This window comes from Frigidibacter sp. ROC022 (genome assembly GCF_024723735.1).
GTDB lineage: Bacteria > Pseudomonadota > Alphaproteobacteria > Rhodobacterales > Rhodobacteraceae > SLM-1.
This window is the reverse complement of sequence record NZ_JANQDU010000001.1, coordinates 1139525-1153617: the sequence shown is the minus strand read 5'-3', so window position 1 is coordinate 1153617 and position 14093 is coordinate 1139525. Positions and strand designations below refer to the sequence as shown.

Here is a 14093-nt window from a genome sequence, read left to right as displayed (position 1 = left end):
GCTTCGACCAAGGTCAACGCCGCAATCCTGCCGGACGACCGCTATCCGGCAATCTTCTGCGCCGCCCCCCGGGAGCCGAGTTCCAGCAGAGAGCGATAGGCCGCGGTCACCCCGGGTTTGAGACCGGCGGCCTGGTCGGGCGAGAAGATCTCGGTCACGCCGAGCAGCGCCGCAACCTTGCCCTCGGGCGTTTCAGCGCTATCCGACAGCGCCCGCAGCCGGGCCGCCAGCGGGTCCTTGACCTCGATCGGCTGGCCTTTCTCGTCCACCCCGCCGACATAGCGCATCCAGCCCGCCACGGCGAGCAGCAGGCCGGCGCTGTCCCGCCCGGCCGCCGCGTTCTCGCGCAGGGTGCCCAGCAGCCGCTGCGGCAGTTTCTGGCTGCCGTCCATGGCGATCTGCCAGGTCCGGTGCCGGATCGCCGGATTGCGATAGCGCGCCAGCAGCGCCTCGGCATAGGCCGTCAGGCTTTCCCCCGGCGGCGGCGTCAACGCCGGGATGATCTCGCGCTGCCAGAGGTGCTGGACATAGGCGGCAAAGACCGGATCGGCGACGGTATCGGCGATCGTCTCGTGCCCGGCCAGATAGCCCAGATAGGCCAGGCTGGAATGGGTGCCGTTCAGCATCCGCAGCTTCATGTGTTCATAGGGCGTCACGTCGCGGACCATCTGCACGCCGACGGCCGAGAAATCCGGCCGGCCATCGACGAAATCATCCTCGATCACCCATTGCCGGAACGGTTCGTGCATCACCGGGGCCTCGTCCAGCCGCCCGGTCGCCTTGGCCAGCCGGGCGATATCCTCGGGCTTGGTCGCCGGCACGATCCGGTCGACCATGGTCGAGGGGAAGGCGCCCCTTGTCTCGATCCAGTCGGCCAGGCCGGGATCGATGACCCGCGCCAGGCTCAACACCACCTTGCGGACCACCTTGCCGTTCTCCGGCAGGTTGTCGCAGGTCATCACGGTAAAGGGTTTCAGCCCGGCCCGGCGACGCATCGCCAGCGCCCGCACCAGATAGCCGGGGGCCGAGCGCGGCATCTCGTGTTCCATGTCATGGATGATATCGACATGGTCGAAATCCAGCTCTCCGGTCGCGGGTTCGTGGCAATAGCCCTTCTCGGTGACGGTAAGAGAGACGATCTTGACCGCCGGATCAGCCATCGCCGCCAGCACTGCGCCGGGGTCCTCGGGCGCTACAAGAACGCCATTCAACACGTTGACGACCCGTGGAATCTCTCCATCCGGCCCCTGCTCCACCGCGGTATAATCCCAGCCCTGCGGCTGCAGCGCGTCGCGGGTGCCGGGGCTCTTCAGGCTGACCCCCAGAATTCCCCAGTCGCCGGGATGCGCCGCCATCGCCTCGGCGATGTAGATCGCGCCATGGGCCCGGAAGAAGGCGCCGAGGCCAAGGTGAACGATACCGGTGCCGGGGCGTTGGCCGGGTTGGCGGGTCAGACGTGGCGTGGTCATGTAGTCGGTCCTTGATGCGATGTGCCGGGGACCGCCCGCGCCGGGCAGCCCCGGACGCGGTCAGGCGGCCCCTTCCGCTGAGATGTCGACCAAGTTAACGCGCCATCCAGCCGCCGTCGACATTGAGAATCGCCCCGTGAACATAGGCCGCAGCCGGCGAGGCCAGGAAGACCGCCGAGCCCGCGATGTCCTCGGGCGCTCCCCAGTGGCCGGCGGGAATCCGGTCGAGGATCGCCTGGTTGCGCACCGGATCCTCGTGCAGCGCCTTCGTGTTTGCGGTGACGATGTAGCCCGGCGCGATGGCGTTGACGTTGATCCCCCGGCCCGCCCATTCGTTGGCCAGCAACTTGGTGATCCCGGCAACACCGTGTTTCGCCGCCGTGTAGCTGGGCACCCGGATGCCACCCTGGAACGACAGCAGCGAGGCGATGTTGATGATCTTGCCGCCCGCGCCCCGCGCCAGCGCCGCCTTGCCGAAAGCCTGGCAGGTGAAGAACAGCGCCTTCAGGTTCACGTCCATCACCGCGTCCCAGTCGGCCTCGGAGAACTCCAGCGCATCGGCGCGGCGGATGATCCCGGCGTTGTTGACCAGGATATCGACCGGCTCGTCAAAGGCACCCTGCCCGGCCATCGGATCGGCGAAGTCGAGCGTCATCGGCCGGCCCCGGCCACCGGCGCTTGCGATGAGGTCCAGGGTCTCGTCCGGGGCGCGGCGCGCGGCGCAGATCACCTCGGCCCCCGCCTCGGCCATGGCCACGGCGATCGCCTGCCCGATCCCGGCATTCGACCCCGTGACCAGCGCCACCTTTCCGTCGAGCCGGAACCTCATCTCAGCGCATCCATCGCCACGGGCTCTTGATCGCGGTAATCGACATTGTCGCCCGCCATCGCCCAGATGAAGGTGTATGATCCGGTGCCGCAGCCGCAATGGATCGACCAGGGCGGCGAGACCACGGCCTCTTCATTGGCCATGACGATGTGCCGGGTCTCCTCGGGCCGGCCCATGAAATGGAACACCCGGGCGTCGGGCGCCATATCGAAATAGAGATAGGCCTCCATCCGCCGGTCGTGCAGATGCGCCGGCATCGTGTTCCAGACCGATCCGCCGTGGAACTGGGTATAGCCCATGACCAACTGACAGCTTTCCATCACCTCCGGATGGACGAACTGGTTGATGGTCCGGTGATTGGCGGTCTCGGCCGCGCCCAGGGTCAGCTTCTTTGCCTCGGCCAGGGTGACCAGCCGCGAGGGCAGCGCCTTGTGCGCCGGGGTCGAGAGGATGTAGAATCGTCCCTGCCCGCCGAATGTCACCGGCCCGGACCCCAGCCCGAGATAGAGCACATCGCCCTTCTCCAGCCGGTGCTCGTTGACTGTCCCGGTCTCGCCGATGTTCACCACCGCCATCTCGCGGCGGTCGAGCACGCTGGCGGTGCCGCATTCCTTGACCTCGTCCAGCACCAGAGAGCCCCCGGCCGGCACCGCGCCGCCCAGGATCATCCGGTCGTAATGGGTATAGACCAGCCGGATTTCCCCGGCCGCGAACAGCCCCCCGGCGTGGAAGTTGGATCGCAGCCCTTCGGTATCCAGCCCCTTGGCGGATGCGGGATCGACGGCGTGGCGGGTTTCGACGCTCAGCATGGTCGTCCTTTCACAGAAAATCGTCGCGGCGCGGCGTGAAGCTGTCGATCAGCTCTCCGGCCTCGAGGCATTCGCAGCCATGCGGCACATCGGCCGCCATCGTGACGGTGTCGCCGGGGCCGACGACCATGTCTTGCCCGTCAACGGTAAAGCGGAACCGGCCCGATTTGACGAAGGTCGCCTGCACATGCGGGTGATGATGTGTAGCGCCCCTGGCGCCGGTCTCGAAGGCGACCGAGACCAGCATCAGCTCGGGCGCATCGGTCAACACCTGCCGGGTAACGCCCGGTTCGGGAGAGACTTTGGGAAACATCGGCAGTCCTTTCGTCAGAACCATAGGAATATGAGGAACGCCCGCATTTCGGACATGCCGGCGCGGATAGCCGGCACGACCGTTCGGGAACAGGGGTCATCGGCAGCAGGCCGTCGAAAGCGGCGCAGATCGCACCGCGAACGACCCTGTCACGGCCGGGCGGCATCCTCAGTGAAGCGCCCAGCCCGCAAACGACCATATTCTACTTGTAATCAGTCACTTCTCCCATGAAGTTAAAGTTTGTATGCCTGTTTCGCCAGGCCATAGGCCAGGTCTCGCGCCACTTCGGGCGCTTCATCCGCATCCAGCCGGCCGGTGCCGACCAGGGTCGCCAGATAGGCGCAGTCCACCCGCCGGGCGACATCGTGCCGGGCCGGGATCGAACAGAAGGCCCGCGTGTCGTCGTTGAAGCCGACGGTGTTGTAGAAACCGGCGGTTTCGGTGGCGGTCTCGCGGAACCGCTTCATCCCTTCGTAACTGTCGAAGAACCACCAGGGCGGCCCCAGCTTCAGCGCCGGATAGACCCCGGCCAGCGGCGCCAGCTCGCGTCCATAGCTGGTCTCGTCCAGCGTGAAGGCAATGACCGTCAGCCCCGGCTCCATCCCGACTGCATCCAGCAAGGGCTTGAGATTGTGGACATAATCCGTGCGGGTCGGAATATCGAACCCCTTGTCCCGGCCAAAGGCCTGCAGCATCTGGCCGGAGTGGTTTCGATAGCTGCCGGGGTGAATCTGCAGCACCAGCCCGTCATCCAGGCTCATCCGCGCCATCTCGGTCAGCATCTGGCCGCGGAAGGCATCGGCCTCTTCGGCGCTGCACTTGCCGCGCATGGCCTTGTCGAACAGCGCCGCGGCCTCGTCCGAGCTCAGGTTCTCGGTCCGCGCCGTGGCGTGGCCGTGATCCGAAGAGGTGGCGCCGAATTCCTTGAAATAGGCCCGCCGCGCCCGATGCGCGGCAAGATAGCCCTGCCAGCTTGAAGTTTCGCCCGCAAGTCCACAGAAATATTCAACATTCTCTGCAAACCCGGCAAACTCGGGATCGACGACCTGGTCCGGCCGGTAGGCGGTGATCACCTTGCCGCCCCAGCCCGACTCGCGGATCATGCGATGCCATTTCAGATCGTCGGTCGCCGCGTCCGTGGTCGCGATCGCCTCGATCCCGAAGCGTTCGTACAGCGCCCGGGGCCGGAACTCGGGCCGTTTCAGGCAGGCGTCGATATGGTCATAGGCGGCGTCGGCGGTCTTTTCCGACAGCCGCTCGGTCCAGCCGAAGACGTCGGCCAGCGCATGTTCGACCCAGAGCCGCGACGGCGTGGCGCGGAACAGATGCCAGTTCGACGCGAAGAGCCGCCAGATCGCCCGCCCGTCGGTCTCGGTCTTGCCGCCATCGGCGCGCGGCACCCCCAGGCTTTCCAGCGGAATCCCCTGCGAACAGAGCATCCGGAACACATAATGGTCGGGGATCACGAAAAGCTCGGCCGGACCCGGAAAGGGTTGATCCTCGGCGAACCAGCGCGGATCGGTATGACCATGCGGAGACAGGATCGGCAGCGCCTTGATGCCTTCATACAGGTCGCGCGCCAGGCTACGCAGCGAAGGTTCCGCCGGAAACAGCCGATCGTCGTCAAGCATGAGGACCCTCCCAGGTCACGCCGCCCCAACTCGGGGCTTTCAATATCTTCGGAGTCTGCTAATATTCTAGCATACCAATTCTGTCAACGCGAGGGGCAACATGGCAGCCATCGGGGCGCTGAAGACCCGGGAACCGGCTCGCCGGCCGACGGTTGCGGACGGGGTGTTCGACCTGCTGCACCGCCGTATCCTGACGCTCGACCTGCCGCCCGGCACCCGCCTTTCCGAGGCCGAAGTGGCCCAGGCGATGTCGGTCTCGCGTCAACCGGTGCGGGATGCCTTCTACCGGCTGTCGAAGCTGGGCTTCCTGACGATCCGGCCCCAGGTCGCCACCGAGATCGCGCCGATTTCCGCCGCTGCGGTGCTTCAGGCCCGGTTCATCCGCGCCGCCATCGAGGCCGAGACCGCCAAGGCCGCCGCGACCGCTTTGAGCGAAGAGGACCACCAGGCCCTGCGCGCCTTGCTGGAACGACAGCGGAGCGCCGTCGAAACCCGCGACAAGTCGGCGTTTCACGCGCTCGACGACCAGTTTCACAAGGAAATCTGCATCCGCTCGGGCCATGCCTTCGCTTGGGAGACGATCCGAGAACACAAGGCCCATATGGACCGGGTGCGCTATCTGTCCCTGGCCTTCGCCAGCGAAGAGGCTTTCGAAGACCACCAGGCGCTGATGAGCGCGCTCGAAGCGCGTGATCCGGAGGGCGCCCATGCCCTGATGCATCATCACCTTGGCCATATGCGCGAACAGATTGTACGTATCCGCGCCGAACACAGCCGATTCTTTACCGAGGAAGATGATGACTGAACATTTGAAACCGGCGCGGTTTCTGTCGATCGGGGAATGCATGGTCGAAATGGCCCCGCAGGCCGGCGGCCTGTTTGCCATGGGCTTTGCCGGCGACACGCTGAACACCGCCTGGTATGCCCGCCGGGCGCTGCCGCCGGAGTGGACGGTCGGATATCTGACGGCGGTCGGGACGGACCGGATTTCGGACGACATGGTGGGTTTCATCGAAGACTCTGGGCTGGACAGTTCGGCCATCGCGCGGGTGCCGGAGCGGACGGTGGGGCTCTATCTGATCCAGCTGTCCGGGGCCGAGCGCAGCTTTGCCTATTGGCGCGATTCCTCGGCGGCACGGCTGCTGGCCGCGGATGCCGGGCGGCTGCGGGCGGCGCTGGACGGGGCACGGCTGGCCTATCTGTCGGGGATCACCCTGGCGATCCTGTCGCCTGCCGACCGGGCGGTGCTGTTGCAGGAGCTGACGCGCGCCCGGGCGGCGGGAACGCTGGTGGCCTTCGATCCGAACCTGCGGCCCCGGCTCTGGCCCGACGCGCCGACCATGCGCGACGCCGTCACCCGGGCGGCGCAGGTGGCCGATATCGTCCTGCCTTCCTTTGACGACGAGGCGGCGGCCTTTGGCGATGCCGATCCGCAGGCCACGGCACGGCGCTATGCGGCGCGGGGCGCCGGGCTGGTGGTGGCCAAGAACGGCGCCGGCGAGGTGGCGGCGCTGTCCGACGGGCAGATGACGCTCTGGACCCCGCCGGCCGTGGCGCAGCCGGTGGATACCACCGCCGCGGGGGACAGTTTCAACGCTGCCTTCCTGGCCGCGCATCTGACCGGCGCCGGGCTGTTGGAGGCCCTGCAGGCCGGGGCGGCGCTGGCCGGAAAGGTGATCGGCCAACGCGGGGCGCTGGTGGAACTCTGACGCCCGGCTTTACTTCCGGCCCCCTGCGCCCGAAACAGGGGGCCGGTCTCGGGCAAGCGGCAAGGGCAAGCCATGATACAACTCGACAGCCTTTCGGCACTGGGCAGCCTGCCCTTTGACGAGGTGATCGACGTGCGCTCGCCCGCCGAATTCGCCGAGGATCACGTGCCGGGCGCGATCAGCCTGCCGGTGCTGAGCAATGCCGAACGGGCCGAGGTCGGGACGATCTACAAGCAGGTCGATCCCTTCGTGGCGCGCAAGGTCGGCGCGGCGCTGGTGGCGAAGAACGCGGCGCGACATCTCCAGGGGCCGCTGGCCGACCGGCCCTATCGCTGGCGGCCGCTGGTCTATTGCTGGCGCGGCGGGCAGAGGTCGGGCTCCTTCGCCTCGATCCTGGCGCAGATCGGCTGGCGGGCCGACACGATCGAGGGCGGCTACAAGGCCTATCGCAAGCTGGTGGTGCAAGAGGTCTATGACCGGCAGCCGGCACCGCGGCTGGTGCTGCTTGACGGCAATACCGGCACCGCCAAGACCCGGCTGCTGGCGCTGCTGGCCGAAGCCGGGGCGCAGGTGCTGGATCTCGAGGGGCTGGCCGAGCATCGCGGCTCGCTCTTCGGCGGCTTCGGCGGATTGCAGGCGCCGCAGCCGAGCCAGAAGATGTTCGAGAGCCGGCTGGCGGCGGCCTTGCAGGGCTTCGACCCGGCGCAGGTGGTCTTTGCCGAGGCCGAGGCGGCCAAGATCGGCGACCTGCTGGTGCCCAAGGGGGTCTGGCAGGGGATGCTGGCGGCCGAGCGGATCGAGATTTCGGCGCCTCTGGCGGCGCGGGCCGATTTCCTGATGCAGAGCTACAGCGACCTGATCGAGGACGGCGCGGTGCTGGCGGCGCGGCTGGACAAGCTGCGGCCCTATCACGCGGCGGAGGTGATCGAGGAATGGCACGGGCTTGCGGCGGCAGGCAGCTTTCATGCGCTGGCGCAACAACTGATGGCGCTGCATTACGACCCGCGCTATGCCAAGGCCGCCGAGCGGCGCCGCCCGCCGGTGGCGCGGGTGGCGCTGGAGCGGCTCGACGACGCGGCGCTGCGCGCGGCGGTGCCGAAAATCCTGGCCGCGGCACGGGTCTGACGGCCGAGGGCCTGCCGCCGGACGCGTTTGCAGGCTTCCGGACGACCGTTTGCAAATGGCGGCCCCGGGACCGGGCCGAACCCCTCAGACCAGCCGAAGCAGTTCAGGCGGCGGGGTCAGTTGCCCGATCCGGACCGCGGGAAAACCCGCCGCCCGCAACTCGGCCAGCAGGCGCTCGGCCGCGGCCTCCGGCACCGCCGCCAGCAACCCGCCCGCGGTCTGCGGATCGTGCAGGAGGTCGGCGCGGGCATCCTGCGGACCGGCCAGCGGCGCCGCCGCCCGGTTGGCATGCAGCAGGGTCGAACGGCGCCCCTCCCGCGCCAGCTCCAGCGCGCCGGGATAGAACGGCACCGCCTCCAGCTCGATCTCCGCGCCGCAGCCCGAGGCCCGGCAGATCGCCGCCAGATGCCCGGCGAGGCCGAAGCCGGTCACATCGGTCATCGCATGGGCGCCGCGCAGGATCCCGGCGGCCCGGCCCTGGGGCTGCTGCATCGCGGCCAGCAGCCCGGCCACGTCCCGGCCCCGCGCCGCACCGGCCATCTCGGCGGCCAGCAGCACCCCCGAACCGATCGGCCGGGTCAGGATCAGCGCATCGCCCGGCTGCCCGCCGCCCTGGGTGATCGCCGCTCCCTCGCAGAGCCCGGTGACGGTGAAGCCCAGCGTCATCTCGTCGCCCATGGTGGAATGGCCCCCGACGATCTCGGCCCCGGCCTCGGCAAAAACCTGGGACGCCGCTTCCATGATCTCGGCCATGGTCCGGGCCTGCAGCCCGGCCGCCATCCGCGGGAGGGTGATCGAGGACAGCGCCGCCTGCGGCTTCGCGCCCATCGCCCAGATGTCGCCCATCGCATGCAGCGCGGTGATCCGGGCCATCGTCACCGGATCATCGGTGAAGGCGCGCAGGTGGTCGGTGGTCAGAACCTGGCGGACGCCGCCGACCTGCAGCACGGCGGAATCGTCCCCGGCACCGGTCAGCACATCGGCCCGGGCCGTCGTCGGCAGGGCGCAGAGGCTGTCGGTCAGCACCGTGCCGCCGACCTTAGCGCCGCAGCCGCCGCAGAGCGGCACATCGGCCAGCATCTCGGCCACCCCAGTGGCGGCGCGGCGCGGCGGTTTCGGCTCGGACATTTCCGGCAGGTCGCCGAACCGCTCCATGAAGCGCCGGTCGATCCAATCCTTCCAGCGCCAGAGCAGCGGCCCGGCGGGGGCCAGCCCCCATTTCTCGGCCAGCGCCGACTTGCCGCCCAGCGACACCAGCTTCAGATAGCGGCGCTGCGGGCGGAAGGGACGCAGCTTGCCGCCTGACAGCGCGGCGCGCAGGTTGTCGTAGAGCACCGGGGCCGCGCGAACGGCGAAAACCCCCGCCTTGGGGCGCGGGCTGGCGGTCAGATTGGCGCAGTCGCCGCAGGCAAAGAGCCCCGGATGGTCAACAACCTGCAGGGAGGCGTCCACGTCGATGAAGCCATCGCTCAGCGGCAGGCCGGTCTGCTCCAGCCAGCGCTGCGGAAAGGCCCCTGCGGCACCGACGGTGAAGGACGACTCCAGGATCGCCCCGCCTTTCAGTCGCAGCGCTTCGGGGCCGACCTGCCTGACCTCGGCGTTGAAATGGCAACGGATGCCGGCCTTGCGGAGCGCACGCATCAGCCGCGCCCGGGCCAGGGCGCCGGTGCCGCCGATCCGGGCCTCGCGTTCGACAAGCGCGACCTGCGGATCGGTGCCCTGCCCGCGCAGCGCATGGGCCATGGCCAGCGCCAGTTCCACCCCCGCGACCCCGCCGCCGATGACCGCGGCCCTGGGCGGCCGGCGGCCCGCCGCGACCTCGGCCAGGAACCGCTGCCAGCGGGCCGCATAGGGGCCGAGCGGCTTGGCCGCGATGCCATGGACGGCAAAGCCGGGGATGTCCGGCATTTCGGCGGTGATGCCGATGTCGATCGAGGCCACGTCATAGGCGATCGGCGGCCGCCCCGGCACGAAGACCCGGCGTTCCGCGGGGTCGAGCCCTTCCACCCGGCCCAGGACCAGCCGGGCCCCGGCATACCGGGCCAACCTCACCAGATCGATTTCCAGATCGTCGCGGCCGTAATGCCCGGCGATGTGACCCGGCAGCATCCCGGTATAGGGCGCCGTCGGGTCCGGGTTGATCACCGTCAGCCGGGCGCCGGGCAAGGGCCGCATCCCCCAGCGTCGCAGCAACAGCGCATGGGCATGGCCGCCTCCGATCAGCACCAGATCGCGGGTCAGGGGAATTGACGGAAGAATGGCGGACCTCCGGGTCGATTGCCGTGTTGCATCAGTTTCTTATCAATCGGCTTCCGTTCAGGCACCAGACATTTTCGCCCTCTTTCTCCGGCCGCCCTGCCCGCCCCTCAGCCTTTCACCAGAAGCGGCGAAGGCGCGGCGTCCGGGTCGAGCGTCACCTCGCCGCGGGTCCGGGGCAGCGCGCCGGGCATCTCGGCCTGGATGAAGGCAATCAGCTTCTCGCGGATCTGGCAGCGCAGATCGAACGTCTCCGATGCATTGCGGGCCGAGGCCAGAACCCTAAGCTCCATCACCCGCTCGCGGAAGTCCGTCACCTGCACCGCGAAGACCCCGCGATCCCAGAGCGGCGAGGACTCGACCACCTCGCGCGCCCGCGCCCGGATCGCGGCGACATCGGCGGAATGATCGAGATAGAGCATCACCGCGCCGATCAGCGAGGCGGTCTCGCGGGTCCAGTTCTGGAACGGACGTTCGATGAAATAGCCGAGCGGCACGATCAGCCGGCGCCAGTCCCAGATCTTGATCACCACATAGGTTGCGCTGATTTCCTCGACCTGGCCCCATTCGCCCTCGACGATCAGCGCGTCGTCGATCCGGATCGGCTGGGTGATCGCCAATTGAATGCCGGCAATGAGGTTCTGCAGCACCGGTTGCAGCGCCAGGCCGACGACGATCCCCGCCGCGCCGCCGGCAGCCAGCAGCGAGACCCCGTATTGCCGCACCGAGTCGAAGCTCATCAGCACCGCGGCGGCACCGACCAGCAGGATCAGCACCCGCGCCACCCGCAACAGGATCCGGCTCTGGGTGACATGCTTGCGGGCCAGAAGGTTGTCTTCGGCATCCAGCTTGAACCGGCGCAGATAGAGCGTGGACCAGATATGCAGCGCCACGAGGGCACTCCAGGCCAGAAGCACGATGAAGCCGATCAGCAGGCCATGGTTCAGCGCCGCCTGCCAGGTCTCGTCCAGCGGCGAGACGCCGGCGCCAACCGCCAGGGCCAGGATGACGATCCCCAGCCGCAACGGCCGCCGGCTCCGCGCCACCAGCGAGCGCCAGAACAAGGGCCGGTCCGCGACCAGCCGGGTCGCGAGTCGGTCGAACAGGTGATGGACCAGCAGGCCGAACAGCAGCGCCGCGACCAGGGTCAGGGCGGTCAGCGCCCAGTCCGGCAGCAGTTCGCCAAGACGGTCCGAAAGCACCGTCAACCCGTCGATCAGCCCATCCATTCCGTACTCCCTCTTGCGTGCCCGGGCACGGCTGGCAGGAACGGGCGGGCCGACCGATGCGGTGCCGCCCCGCCCGGCCCGGAGTCAGGCCGCCTTTTCCAGCCGCGACCGCAGCCCGGTGATCGCCTGCGCCGCCTCGGCGGCCTCGCGCCCCTTCTCGACGAAATGGGCCGCGAATATGCCGCGATGATGGTCGGTCTCGTGATAGTGATGCGGCGTCAACGCGACCGAGAGCACCGGCACCCCGGTGTCGAGCCCGACCCGCATCAGCCCGTCCACCACCGCCGATGCGACGAAATCGTGCCGGTAGATGCCGCCATCGACGATCAGCGCCGCACAGGCGATCGCGCCGTAACGGCCGGTCAGGGCCAGTTCGCGCGCCAGCAGCGGCATCTCGAAGGCGCCGGGCACGTCGAAGACATCGACAAGGGCGGCGGGAATGAGCTCGGTGAAGCCCGCAAGTGCGCGGGAGGTGATATCGCCATGCCAGTTGGCTTTGACGAAGGCGTAGCGGCAGGTCATCGGTTTTCTCCTGTTCACGACCAAACGCTCCGCAGGGCAACCAGGACCCGCCCGCCGGAGGACCGGAGAGGCGTGCCTAGGTTCTCTTTCATCCGGACTGTGACCGTCGGCCCAGGAATCGCACCTGATCTGCTGACCCCGGCCGGGTGGCCGGGCGCTCGCGGGCTTGCCGGGCCAGGCCCTGCTTACCGCCGGTGGGGAATTTCACCCCGCCCCGAGAACGCCGCCAACCTGCCATGCCGGTCGCCGCCCCGCAAGACCGGGCCGCGCCCCCGACCACCTTCCCATTCGGGCGCAGGCATCCTATCTAGATTGCAAACAGAGAAAGGCCTTTCGATGATCAAGTCCGGCTTCGCCATTCCGCATGTTCCGCAACCCCTGCTCGACGCCAACAGCGGCGGCGGCAAGGAGCTTGGCGATCTGCCGGAATGGGACCTGACCGACCTCTACGCCTCGCCCGATGCCAAGGAGCTGAAGCGCGACCTGGACTGGCTGGAATCGGCCTGCGCCAGCTTCGCCGAGGATTTCGAGGGCAAGCTGGCCAGTCTCGACGGGGCCGGGATGCTGAACTGCGTGCTGCGCTACGAGAAGATCGACGTCGTCGCCGGGCGGATCATGTCCTTTGCCGGGCTGCGCTACTACCAGAACACGATCGACGCCGAACGCGCCAAGTTCATGTCCGACATGCAGGACCGGATCACCACCTTCACCACGCCGCTGGTCTTCTTCTCTCTGGAGCTGAACCGGATCGACGACGACGCGCTGGACGCGGTGATGGCCTCGAACGCCGATCTGGCGCGCTACAAGCCGGTGTTCGACCGGCTGCGGGCGATGAAGCCCTATCAGCTGTCGGACGAGCTGGAGAAATTCCTTCACGATCAGTCGGTTGTCGGTGCCTCGGCCTGGAACAAGCTGTTCGACGAGACCATGGCCGGGCTGGAATTCGAGGTGCAGGGCGAGACGCTGACCCTGGAGGCCACCCTGTCGCTGCTGACCGAGCAGGACCGCGCCAAGCGCGAAGCGGCCAGCCATGAACTGGCGCGGGTCTTCTCGCGCAACATCAAGCTGTTCTCGCGCGTGCACAACTCGCTGGTCAAGGAAAAGGAAATCGAGGACCGCTGGCGCAAGATGCCGACCCCGCAGACCGGGCGCCACCTGGCCAACCATGTCGAGCCGGAAGTGGTCGAGGCGCTGCGCAATGCGGTCGTCGCCGCCTATCCGAAGCTGTCGCATCGCTATTACGAGCTGAAGCGGAAATGGCTGGGGCTGGACCGGATGCAGGTCTGGGACCGCAACGCGCCGCTGCCGATGCAGTCGGACCGGCTGGTGGACTGGGACAGCGCCAGGAAGACGGTGCTCGACGCCTATGCCGGCTTTGCCCCCGAGATGGCCGAGATTGCCAAGCCGTTCTTCACCAAGGGCTGGATCGACGCCGCGGTGAAACCCGGCAAGGCGCCCGGCGCCTTTGCGCATCCCACGGTGACCGAAGTGCATCCCTATGTGATGCTCAACTACCTGGGCAAGCCGCGCGACGTGATGACCCTGGCGCATGAGCTGGGCCATGGCGTCCATCAGGTTCTGGCCGCCGGTCAGGGCGAGCTTCTGTCCTCCACCCCGTTGACCCTGGCCGAAACCGCCAGCGTGTTCGGCGAGATGCTGACCTTCCGGGCGATGCTGGCGGAGGCCAAGGACCAGGCCGAGCGCAAGGTGTTGCTGGCCGGCAAGGTCGAGGACATGATCAACACCGTGGTCCGGCAGATCGCCTTCTACGATTTCGAGTGCAAGCTTCATGCCGCCCGCCGGGCCGGCGAGCTGACCCCGGACGACATCAACAATCTCTGGATGTCGGTGCAGGCCGAAAGCCTGGGGCCGGCCTTCGACTTCATGGACGGCTACGAGACCTTCTGGGCCTATATCCCGCATTTCGTCCATTCGCCCTTCTACGTCTATGCCTATGCCTTCGGGGACGGGCTGGTGAACGCGCTTTATGCCGTCTACGAGGAAGGCGGCGAGGATTTCCAGGCCAAGTATTTCGAGATGCTGAAGGCCGGCGGCAGCATGCACCACAAGGTGCTGCTGGCCCCCTTCGGCCTGGACGCCAGCGATCCGGCATTCTGGGACAAGGGCCTGGGCATGATCTCGGGCATGATCGACGAGCTTGAGGCGATGGAGGGCTGAGGCCGGGAAACGCTCCCGGGGCG

General features: G+C 67.9%; 12 protein-coding genes and 1 riboswitch. Of the genes, 4 read left to right on the top strand and 8 right to left on the bottom strand.

The window, feature by feature from the left end:
* Positions 1–41: 41 nt before the first annotated feature.
* From NUW50_RS05565 to uxaC, 5 genes are all read right to left on the bottom strand, one after another.
* Positions 42–1469: a mannitol dehydrogenase family protein gene (locus tag NUW50_RS05565; protein WP_258288073.1), complete on the bottom strand. Its 1428-nt coding sequence runs from the start codon at positions 1467–1469 to the stop codon at positions 42–44.
* A 94-nt stretch (positions 1470–1563) separates the two neighbouring features.
* Complete coding sequence (gene kduD, locus NUW50_RS05560; protein WP_258288072.1) at positions 1564–2298, bottom strand: 2-dehydro-3-deoxy-D-gluconate 5-dehydrogenase KduD; 735 nt, start codon at positions 2296–2298, stop codon at positions 1564–1566.
* Positions 2295–3107, bottom strand: a complete 813-nt coding sequence (kduI, locus tag NUW50_RS05555; RefSeq protein WP_258288071.1) for a 5-dehydro-4-deoxy-D-glucuronate isomerase — start codon at positions 3105–3107, stop codon at positions 2295–2297. Before kduI ends, kduD begins: the two co-directional genes overlap by 4 nt.
* A gap of 10 nt (positions 3108–3117) precedes the next feature.
* Positions 3118–3420, bottom strand: a complete 303-nt coding sequence (locus tag NUW50_RS05550) for a cupin domain-containing protein (RefSeq protein WP_258288070.1) — start codon at positions 3418–3420, stop codon at positions 3118–3120.
* A 233-nt stretch (positions 3421–3653) separates the two neighbouring features.
* A complete protein-coding gene (gene uxaC, locus NUW50_RS05545) occupies positions 3654–5051 on the bottom strand; it encodes a glucuronate isomerase (protein ID WP_258288069.1) in 1398 nt (465 codons plus the stop codon).
* Between the two features lie 100 nt (positions 5052–5151).
* Between uxaC and NUW50_RS05540 the strand changes: the two genes are divergently transcribed.
* From NUW50_RS05540 to mnmH, 3 genes are all read left to right on the top strand, one after another.
* Positions 5152–5856, top strand: coding sequence for a GntR family transcriptional regulator (locus tag NUW50_RS05540; RefSeq protein ID WP_258288068.1), 705 nt, complete (start codon positions 5152–5154; stop codon positions 5854–5856).
* Positions 5846–6760 carry a sugar kinase gene (locus tag NUW50_RS05535; protein WP_443135077.1) on the top strand — a complete coding sequence of 305 codons (915 nt, stop codon included), beginning with the start codon at positions 5846–5848 and terminating at the stop codon, positions 6758–6760. The genes NUW50_RS05540 and NUW50_RS05535 overlap by 11 nt, the downstream gene beginning before the upstream one ends.
* A gap of 72 nt (positions 6761–6832) precedes the next feature.
* Entirely contained in the window at positions 6833–7885 is a 1053-nt protein-coding gene (mnmH, locus tag NUW50_RS05530) for a tRNA 2-selenouridine(34) synthase MnmH (RefSeq protein ID WP_258288066.1), read from the top strand.
* A gap of 84 nt (positions 7886–7969) precedes the next feature.
* On the opposite strand, the gene selD is transcribed toward mnmH, so the two are convergent.
* The 3 genes from selD to NUW50_RS05515 form a co-directional block, all read right to left on the bottom strand.
* Positions 7970–10111: a selenide, water dikinase SelD gene (selD, locus tag NUW50_RS05525; protein ID WP_258288065.1), complete on the bottom strand. Its 2142-nt coding sequence runs from the start codon at positions 10109–10111 to the stop codon at positions 7970–7972.
* A 140-nt stretch (positions 10112–10251) separates the two neighbouring features.
* Positions 10252–11370: a mechanosensitive ion channel family protein gene (locus tag NUW50_RS05520; RefSeq protein ID WP_258288064.1), complete on the bottom strand. Its 1119-nt coding sequence runs from the start codon at positions 11368–11370 to the stop codon at positions 10252–10254.
* A gap of 84 nt (positions 11371–11454) precedes the next feature.
* On the bottom strand, positions 11455–11892 hold the full coding sequence (locus NUW50_RS05515; RefSeq protein ID WP_258288063.1) for a 6,7-dimethyl-8-ribityllumazine synthase: 438 nt from the start codon (positions 11890–11892) through the stop codon (positions 11455–11457).
* Between the two features lie 76 nt (positions 11893–11968).
* A riboswitch (FMN riboswitch) is annotated at positions 11969–12118 on the bottom strand.
* A 110-nt stretch (positions 12119–12228) separates the two neighbouring features.
* Here NUW50_RS05515 and NUW50_RS05510 point away from each other — a divergent pair.
* Positions 12229–14070, top strand: coding sequence for a M3 family oligoendopeptidase (locus NUW50_RS05510; RefSeq protein ID WP_258288062.1), 1842 nt, complete (start codon positions 12229–12231; stop codon positions 14068–14070).
* The last annotated feature ends 23 nt before the right edge of the window (positions 14071–14093 follow it).

Bases quoted from the DNA above. Each gene is read 5' to 3' on its own strand.
- NUW50_RS05515 (WP_258288063.1), bottom strand. From the start codon at position 11,892: ATGACCTGCCGCTACGCCTTCGTCAAAGCCAACTGGCATGGCGATATC.
- kduD (WP_258288072.1), bottom strand. From the start codon at position 2,298: ATGAGGTTCCGGCTCGACGGAAAGGTGGCGCTGGTCACGGGGTCGAAT.
- NUW50_RS05520 (WP_258288064.1), bottom strand. From the start codon at position 11,370: ATGGATGGGCTGATCGACGGGTTGACGGTGCTTTCGGACCGTCTTGGC.
- NUW50_RS05510 (WP_258288062.1), top strand. From the start codon at position 12,229: ATGATCAAGTCCGGCTTCGCCATTCCGCATGTTCCGCAACCCCTGCTC.
- NUW50_RS05550 (WP_258288070.1), bottom strand. From the start codon at position 3,420: ATGTTTCCCAAAGTCTCTCCCGAACCGGGCGTTACCCGGCAGGTGTTG.
- mnmH (WP_258288066.1), top strand. From the start codon at position 6,833: ATGATACAACTCGACAGCCTTTCGGCACTGGGCAGCCTGCCCTTTGAC.
- uxaC (WP_258288069.1), bottom strand. From the start codon at position 5,051: ATGCTTGACGACGATCGGCTGTTTCCGGCGGAACCTTCGCTGCGTAGC.
- NUW50_RS05540 (WP_258288068.1), top strand. From the start codon at position 5,152: ATGGCAGCCATCGGGGCGCTGAAGACCCGGGAACCGGCTCGCCGGCCG.
- NUW50_RS05535 (WP_443135077.1), top strand. From the start codon at position 5,846: ATGATGACTGAACATTTGAAACCGGCGCGGTTTCTGTCGATCGGGGAA.
- kduI (WP_258288071.1), bottom strand. From the start codon at position 3,107: ATGCTGAGCGTCGAAACCCGCCACGCCGTCGATCCCGCATCCGCCAAG.
- NUW50_RS05565 (WP_258288073.1), bottom strand. From the start codon at position 1,469: ATGACCACGCCACGTCTGACCCGCCAACCCGGCCAACGCCCCGGCACC.